At 66.1% G+C, this 8,198-nt stretch carries 5 protein-coding genes; all 5 read right to left on the bottom strand.

Features of this window, described 5'->3' with window-relative positions:
- Nucleotides 1-285: 285 nt before the first annotated feature.
- On the bottom strand, nt 286-954 hold the full coding sequence (locus ACLQ2S_RS27060; protein ID WP_425703794.1) for a hypothetical protein: 669 nt from the start codon (nt 952-954) through the stop codon (nt 286-288).
- Nucleotides 955-1,971: 1,017 nt separating this feature from the next.
- Nucleotides 1,972-2,895, bottom strand: a complete 924-nt coding sequence (locus tag ACLQ2S_RS27055) for a 3'-5' exonuclease (RefSeq protein ID WP_425703792.1) — start codon at nt 2,893-2,895, stop codon at nt 1,972-1,974.
- Nucleotides 2,792-3,856, bottom strand: coding sequence for a UvrD-helicase domain-containing protein (locus ACLQ2S_RS27050; protein WP_425703790.1), 1,065 nt, complete (start codon nt 3,854-3,856; stop codon nt 2,792-2,794). The genes ACLQ2S_RS27055 and ACLQ2S_RS27050 overlap by 104 nt, the downstream gene beginning before the upstream one ends.
- 56 nt (nt 3,857-3,912) lie before the next feature.
- Entirely contained in the window at nt 3,913-5,985 is a 2,073-nt protein-coding gene (locus tag ACLQ2S_RS27045; RefSeq protein ID WP_425703788.1) for an ATP-dependent nuclease, read from the bottom strand.
- A 374-nt stretch (nt 5,986-6,359) separates the two neighbouring features.
- Entirely contained in the window at nt 6,360-8,066 is a 1,707-nt protein-coding gene (locus ACLQ2S_RS27040) for a hypothetical protein (protein ID WP_425703786.1), read from the bottom strand.
- Nucleotides 8,067-8,198 lie beyond the last annotated feature (132 nt).

The following is an 8,198-nucleotide window of genomic DNA, read 5'->3' as shown; positions in this document are numbered from 1 at the left end:
CAACCGCCTCCACATAGGCCAATCACCCAGCATCATCCCAGCTCACTGGCTTGCCGAGCGAGAACGCAACGGCCCTGACTGCGGTAGACAGGTCGGTGCGGGGGTGCGGCATGAACAGCGGGCTGGTCACGGTCTTTCTCCTTACTGCCGAAGCGGCATGAATCGGTCGGGGCATGGCAATGGCCGGGCAGGCGCAGTGCCTACCCGGCGCAAGAGGATGAATAGGGGTGCGGCCCGGATGGGGGGGAATCTCGGGCAGGCGATGCCCGGGATGTGTGCGGGGGTTTATCCGTTCGGGTCGGCGGCGATGGCGACCAGTGGAGTTCGCGGGGGAAGCTGGTCGATGTAGTCGTTGGCGGCGTGGAGATAGGCCAGTTGGTCGGACAGCCGGCCGCTGTGGGTGGTGAGCCACATGCCGGTGGCAGTGGCGGTGGCGTCGCCGGGAACGGCGGCGAGTGCGGCTGCGGTGCGGTGGGTGTTGAATCCGGCCTGTAGCGATTCGAGTCCGGTCGTGGGGATGGGGTGCTGCCGGTATGCGGCGTTGTAGGCGGTCATCGCCAGCACTCGGGGCTGCGCCAGGTACGCCTGTTGGGCGCGGCTGATCGGCCAGGCGGTGGGGTCGGCGCGGTGCCGGTCGAGAAACACCCACCAAGGTTGGGCGTCGCGGGTGCCCGAGACGACGGAACGCCATTGCTGCCACTGCCACGCGGCGTACTCCGCGGCGCGGCTGCGCATCAGATGCAGATTGAGCAGGCGAATAGGTCCGCCGGCGGTGTGTCCGTGCGAGCGGTGCACGAGTTTGCGGGCCAGCCGGCGGCGTGCCGGGAAATGGTTGACAAGGCCGGTGGGACGAAGGTGTCCCTGTGCGTGGACGCGGTTCTCGGCGGAGTCGGCGAGAGCATCAGCGGTGATACCGGGGTCGAGAGTGACCACGACGATCAGGGATGCGGCCATGTGTGTACCTCCATTCGCAGAGATGGCGATCGGCGAGATGCGCTGCCGTCGAGGCTGTTGACCGGATAGGTCCATGGGTGGGCAACAGCATCGGAAGGAGCGACGGCGCGGAGAGGGTGGGAACATGGTGGTGCGGGTGGGCGGGGCGTCGCGGGAGGAGGTGTCGCTGCCGACCGGCCGATGGGCGGGTGGGTGAGTGCGGCTCCTGCCGTGACGGGCCGAGGCCCGAGGGTGGTGCACGGTGGAAACTCAAATATGAGTCCTCACCGTAACCCGCTCACCCAACAGATAAGGATCATGCTCCGGCGGCGGTAAACCATGGCCTGACCGGGACTGTCGGCCATGTTGAGGGGCACCGTGGCGTCTGAATCGGCCAGCCCTGTTGGCCGCCTCGGATCGGCTGTTGGCCAGCGAGCCCAGGCTGTTGGGGCGCGGTGAGGTGGCGTTGGATTCCCGTCAGTGACGGCGCGAACTGTTGGCTGGTTGACGCAGGTAGCGTGCCCTTCCGCGGCGGCGGGTTGCCCGATTGCTGCGGGCGGCGCCGCAGGAACGTGGGGCGGCGAAGGATCATCTGAGTCCTGGCCATCACGCACGAGATGGGCTCCGCCGGACCGGCCATAACTGACCTCACTATGGGCTAACTGTGGCTGCTCCCGGTTACCGAACGTAGTCGGCGCTGGCGCTCACCGAGCGGCGACCGGTGCCGACCTGCGCGTTGTCCGCGGCATGAGCGGACAATTGGACGCCCTCCAATCGCACGGTTGGTTGAGGGCTGCGCACAGTCAGTCGCGACAGAACTCGCTGCCTTCGGTGTCTTTCAAGACGATGCAGACACCATTGATGCCGTGGGCTTCGAGGCGGTGAAGCCCGACGTGCGCCGAGAGCGAGTAGACGAGCGCACTCCGTTTCGAGGGCGTCGGCTCTGCCCCTCTGGCGGTACGCCGAGATTGGCGCAATCGTTGGCGGTGCGCAGCTGATATCCCCGTGATTGGTTCGAGGATCTTCCAATCCCATACCTCAGCCTCGATCGATCTCCGGAACGCCCGCGTCGTCGAGCATGGCGAAGAACTCGGCGATTCGCCCGTGCCGGGCGTACGGGCTGGTGGTCGTGAAGATGATTCGCTGGGCAGCGCGGGACAGCCCTACGAAAAAGGTGGAGGTCGATTCGATGGGATCTCGAGCGTGTGCCCACCATTGTTGGTCATCGAGGCCAAGGAAGAACACGGTGTGGTATTCCAGGCCCTTGGCACGGTGGGCGGTCAACAGGACGACTGCGTCGGAGCACTCGAACTGATCGGCCGCATCAGTCCAGTTGGTGCTCGTCGAGATCACGGTAGCAAGCCGGGCCTGGAATGCGTCGGTGACGAGGTGCAGTCGCTCGCCCGGCGTTGCCGACTTGACGTATCGGCGCAGCGCGGCCACGTCGAGCATGCCGAGCAGGAAGCTGGACACCTCGTCGGCAGCAGTCTGTTCTGGTGGATGGGCCCTGAGCCAGGCTCGCAGGCCGACGATCAACGTGGACAGGTCGTCACCGACGCGCCGCTGCGCCGTGGTGTCGCCCTCGGCGCCATGGATCCGGGTCAGTGTCGCCAGCACCTCGCGCCACACCTTGGATAGTCCCCGCGGCTGGTCGGCCAGCCGTAGCAGGCCCAGCAGCAGGCGGGCGATCTCGTGTTTCAGTAGATCCTGCAAGCGCATCGTGGCGACCAGGGCGTCGTCGTTACGCACGTTGATGCCGTGGCGGGACAGCTGCGCGCGGAACCGGGTCTCGAAGTCGGCGATCTTCTGCCGGGCCAGCAGGGCGAAGTCCGCCGGTGCCCGGCCAGAGGCAGCGATGTCACCGGCGATCCAGTCCGCGATGACGGCGGTCTCCCGGTCGAGGCTGGAAAAGGTCCACACCTCGGCGGGGTTGCCGTCGATGTCGTTGTCGGCCTTCGACATCACCGGTACCGTCTTGGGGTCGAGTTTGGTGGCGATGACGTGCTGTACGTCGACCAGGGCTTTGGTGGAACGGAAGTTCCACGTCAGCGGGTGAGTGGTCGCGTCGAACGCTTCGGCGAACCGCTCGAGGGCCTTGGGTAGCGCGCCGGCCCAGCCCATGATGCGCTGTTTGCTGTCGCCGACCGCAGTGGCCGTGGGACCGCCGGCGAACACCGAGACGAGGAACGAGGAACTGGGCGCTGGTGGTGTCCTGAAATTCGTCGACGAACACGTACGGATAGGTCATGCACAGTGCCCGCCGCAGCTTCGGCACGCACCGGACGAGCAGTTCGGCCAGCCGGTTGAGCATGACGAAATCCACCCTTGCCGGGCCGCGCCCGAAGTAGCGTAGTCGCCACCACTGCAGCGCCGCATACGCGGCGGCGTCGTCCGGGTCGGCGTCCGGCGCTGTGACCGGCAGGTCCCAGCTGCCGACGGTGTCGGCGATGAAACGGCTCGCGTGCAGCTGGGCAACCTGGAGACGGATCAGTGGCGGAGCAGCCGGGACGATGTCGCCGAGGAAAGCCTCGACCTGACGTTCGGAGGCATAAGAGATCTCGTACCCGTGCGGCATCCGCCAGCTGTCGGGCAACGCGGAGGCGAACCGGTCGACCAGGCCTTTGGTGAACGCGTCGAAGGTCATGGACACGAAGCGGTCGGCGTGTTCGGGAACACGGGCAGCGACCCGCCGGCGCAGATTGGCGGCGGCGTCACGCTTGAACGAGATCGCCAGGATGCGTTGCGGCCACGGGCAGCTGCCCGTCTGCAGCAGGTAGGCGGCTTTCTGGGCGAGGAACTCGCTCTTGCCGGCACCGGGGCCGGCGACCACTGCGGTGTTTCCTTCGTGGTACAGCGCTCGCCAGGCGGCCGGTTCCAGGTCATCGATCCCGCTCGGCCGCCAGTCGGCGGCCGGGATCAGCACAGTAGGCCGCGTCGCCGGCGTGCTCGCCTCGCCGGCGACGTCGGCGTCGAGTCGGCTCATAGGCCGACCCTGCGGCGAATGTGTCTGATCAGGGCGGTGAGGACCTCCGGGGCACCGTCACGCAACTGTTCGTCGGTGAGGCGGCCTAGTGCCCGCAGATGGCTGCTCGGCTTCGAGTGGGTCAGGAAGAGGTAGCGGTACCAGCGCAGGCGAAGGGCACGATGCGGTCGCTGCCAGAATGCCTCGTCGCTGCTCTCGTCGCCGATGACGCGGGCCAGCGCGTCGCTCGGGTTCGGTCCGGTCTCGCCGGGTTCGAGCGTCGTGTACGCCGCAGGGAACTTGGCCAGCATGATGTAGTCGAGATCGAGCGGCTTGGCGTAAAAGATTCCGAATGTGCGCAGATGCTTGATGATCGGCCACAGTTCGGTGAGTTTCAGGCTGTCGTCAATGTCATCGACGCCGGCGTAGTCGTCTAGGTCGGCGAGTGGATCGATGCCGTTGGCGAGGAGCCGGTTGCAGGCGTCGCGCAGCCGAGCCGGGCCTGCGCCGGTGCGGCCGTAGTCGAGGTCCAGCAGCGTCGCGTGTGGGATGCCCAGGTCGTTGAGCAGCTTCCACATGTGGTTGGTGTGCCGGCCGCCGAGCGGCACTAGCGCGACGAAGGAGGGGTCGAGGTCGACGCCTTGGGCCTGGGCGATGCGGGGGATGACTAGCTGTTCGGTGTCGCCCTCGCCGAGCACGACGAACTTGGCGAAGTACAGCTCGGGGTGTGCGCGTACCGCCTCGCGAATGTACTTGCCGGCTTCGGTGTCGTCCGGGGGGAGCGTGATCGGGCGTACCGAGGATGTAGCCGCGGTCGGGTCGTTGCGGAAGTAGCGCAGGTCTTCCGGTTCGATGCGGGTCAGCACGCTGGCGGAGTGGCTCGACAGGATGGCTTGGGCCGCTCCGCCGCCGGCAAGGTCCTGCAGCTGGCTGACAATCCGAGACAGGAAGAACGGCGACACGCTGTTCTCCGGCTCCTCAACGCCGACCAGCGTCAGGTTCGGCAGCTGGGACGCATCCAGCGTGAAGTCCGCCCCGTGGGCGCGGTCACAGACTGCGGCTTCGACGTCCAAAGCGGTTGCCGTCAGCGCGAGGTGCAGCAGCGACCGTTGCCCGTCGCTGAGCAGGCGAGCGGGCCGGGCGCGTCCGGTCGGATCCGGCTCGAAAACCAGCTCAGTATCGCGGACGAGCTGGTCGAAGTCGTCGTCAAGCAGGCGCAGTTTCGGGACCGCGTGCGTCCCCGCATCGTGCAGCTGGCGCCACCGCGATCCCAACGCGTCCACGACAGCCTTCACGACCGGCTCGGCTGTGAACTGCTGCGCCACCTCCGCGGCGTGCTTCCCTACCATGGTCCGCAGCTCGGCCGACCATTGCGCTGCCCGCCACAGCCTGCTGCCCAGAAACGCGGTCATCTGGCGGGCGCCATCACGCGACGCCGGGATGTAGATCATCTGGATACGGCTGCGTTCGGCCGGAGGAAGCGGCGCGTAGTCATCCTCACCGTAGTCCTCGGCCAACGTGCTCACGACGATACGGGCCTCCGTGATCGTGCCGTCCACGGTGCCGTCATCTTCCCATGTGGCCTTCAGGACGATGCGGACCTTCAACTCGCCGTTGTCATCGGCAGCCATCCGCGAGAAGAACTCCGGAACCGCCCGCCTGCCGACGGCCGCAGGTTCTGAGGTTCGGTCGTCCTCGCCTTGACCGGGATCCTCGTCGTCGCTCTCCTCATCGTCGCCGAACTCTCTGTTGATGCCCTCCTGAAGATCGGTTACCTCGTCGGCTCCGGCATCCGTATCGTCGGTCTGTTGATCGTCCTCATCGAGCTCCGGGAAGGCGAGCACCACCTCAATCGTCAAATCGCGGCTGGTGGCAGCTTCGGACTCGTCGACGGGAACGTGGAAATCATCCACGCGTACGGCACGTTCCCGGCCGGTGATCCCGAACAGCCGCAGCAGCGCTTCGCAGGCGGCGGTCTTCCCGCTGCCGTTGGTACCAATGAAGGCGGTCAGGTCCGGCCCCAGGTCGATCGTGGTGTGGCCCGGCCCGAAGCACTTGAAATTCTCCAGCACAAGCGTCTCGATGTGCATCCGTCACTTCCCGGTACGGCGAGATCGAAGGCAGCGCCACGGCGTCGATCAGAGTATCTAACCCGCATGATCTTCGTTCCGGATGGCGACATCTCGCTGAGCCGTTCGCGCCGGATGTGCGTGGATGAGAGCTACGGGTTCACGCCAGCGACCGGCCGTGCGCACGCCCACAGCCGCAGCAGCGTCGAGCAGCTCGCGTGCGACCTTCCTCCGCCAATATCCCAGCCGCGACCAGCGCGCCAAGGACTCACGGCACAGCACGACGACGTCTACTTCCTGCGCGGCCCAGAAGACAGAGACGTGTTGTCGGGGTTAGTCGCTGTCGCTCCGCTCGGCGAAGCGGCCCTAATCGGTAGGAAGTAGGTCTACTTCCGTTAGCCGACGCTCTCCTCATGCGCCAGCCGGTATCGGTAGCGGCGGTCCGGTGTTGTGAAGAGGTGATAAGTCCGATCTTCGCGCTCCTCGCGCCGCACCAACGTCGCATCGCTGAGCCAGATCTCCATTTCGCCCAGATTCACCTGGGCGTCGCCAACGACGACGTCCAGTGGCTGTTTCATGCCGAGCGTGCCGCCGTCCGGAACGTCGACTTCGGAGCGGAGCTCCAACACCAGACAGCGGCCCACGGGATAGGTCGCAACGACTTCTTCCCCGCCCAGAAGCCGTGCGGCGAGAAGCCAACGATGCTGTTCCTCAGGCGAGACGAGGCTGAGGTCTGGAACCCGGATCGGCGTGCTGGTGTGCTGCTGGATGGCCGCCAGCGCCTCGATTGTCAAGGTCAATATGCGCAGCCTGCGCTGCCATTCCTCGGGGAAGTCAAGGGCCCAGGCCTTGTCAAGGCTGCCTCTTTCCGGCGGTGTGTTGCGCACGCTTATCCGCCCAGTGTTCGGCGCCTGGCAGACGTTGAGGAACTGCAGCGTGGAAAAAACGGCTGCCGGGGGTTCGCCGGTGAAGTCAGCGAACCGGAACGTACGCCTCAGGCTCATCTCGGGCAGCCGGTAGCGGTCCTCAATCTGGAAGACGTGGTGGACCTCCTCCAGCACCACCCGGACGCCGTCGGTGCCATGGCTTCGCTCGACCCGATCGAGATCGGCTGCAGCAAGAACCTCACCGTCGGGGTCCATGATCTCGACGTGCAACTGCGGGTTGGCGCCGAGACCCTCGCGAGCCGGCAGCGCCATGATTCGCGCGTTGTCCAAGCGTCCGCCGAGGCCGCCAGGAGCGTCGACCTCTCCGGCATAGGCACCGGCGGGGCTGGTGAACGGTGTTCCGAAGGCGGCGAAGTCGCGCAGTTCGTGCGCGAAGTCGCTGTCGTTCTCCGCAACAAGCTGTCCGGTGATCGTAATAGGGCGCTCATCGATGGCGGCAGCGCAGCGGGCGATCACGTCTACGGCCACCCAGGGACCGCCGTCGCTGCGGCCGCTAACCCAGGTCATGACCAAGCGTGGGCGCTCGACCTGCGGGGGAAAGTCGTCGCTGCCGAAGCGCAGCTCATAGCGGTAGTGCGGGTCGACGTTGAGGGCCGGCAGCGCCGCTTGGACGCGAGCAGTGACCGACGGGATGTCGAGCGTCTCCTGTTGGTCCCCGCCGAGAGCGAAGATAGCGGCCACAGCTTTATAGGCGTTGTCGACCGCGGTCCTGCCACCGTGCAGGTAGTAGTCGACGACATCGGGATACTTCGCCGCAAGCTGCTCGACGTACGAGAGACCACGCCAAACCGCCTTCAGCCCATACCGGACCGCGAGTTCCTGCAACCACGTCTCGGCCTCCGGGGTCGGATCCCACGGGGTGACCAGGTACCACAGCTCGACGTTCAGACGATCCCACCGGGGATCCTTTGTGAGCGTCCGCAGGGACGTGTCTACCTCAGTCTTCTGCCGGGACGTCAATGCCCTGCAGTAGCCCTTGACCTGGTGAACGAGGTCGCCGCCGCCGGAGCCGGCGCGGCGTTCCAAGATGTCTACGCCCCCGTCACCACGCGAAGTTGAGATACGTACCGAGTCTGGTCTCTCCCTATTCACAAGCATGGCAACGACGGCTTCGACGTCATTGCCTTCGAGACGAGTCCACTCCACGCGGCCCATCACTCAATCATCTCGTAGCTGGCGCCACCGGTCGCCATCGGCCGCGGGGTCCAGCCCTGAGTGCGTGTTTGAGATGAGGTTGGTCAGGTCCGGTTGAAGGTGCGGCGGGCTTGTCGGTGTGCCGGTTGACCA

The sequence above is a fragment of the Micromonospora sp. DT48 genome, assembly GCF_049844495.1.
Taxonomy (GTDB): domain Bacteria; phylum Actinomycetota; class Actinomycetes; order Mycobacteriales; family Micromonosporaceae; genus Micromonospora.
The sequence above is the reverse complement of the archived record's forward strand: the minus strand, read 5'-3'. Positions and strand labels throughout refer to the sequence as shown.

Bases quoted from the DNA above. Each gene is read 5' to 3' on its own strand.
- ACLQ2S_RS27060 (WP_425703794.1), bottom strand. From the start codon at position 954: ATGGCCGCATCCCTGATCGTCGTGGTCACTCTCGACCCCGGTATCACC.
- ACLQ2S_RS27055 (WP_425703792.1), bottom strand. From the start codon at position 2,895: ATGTCGAAGGCCGACAACGACATCGACGGCAACCCCGCCGAGGTGTGG.
- ACLQ2S_RS27045 (WP_425703788.1), bottom strand. From the start codon at position 5,985: ATGCACATCGAGACGCTTGTGCTGGAGAATTTCAAGTGCTTCGGGCCG.
- ACLQ2S_RS27040 (WP_425703786.1), bottom strand. From the start codon at position 8,066: ATGGGCCGCGTGGAGTGGACTCGTCTCGAAGGCAATGACGTCGAAGCC.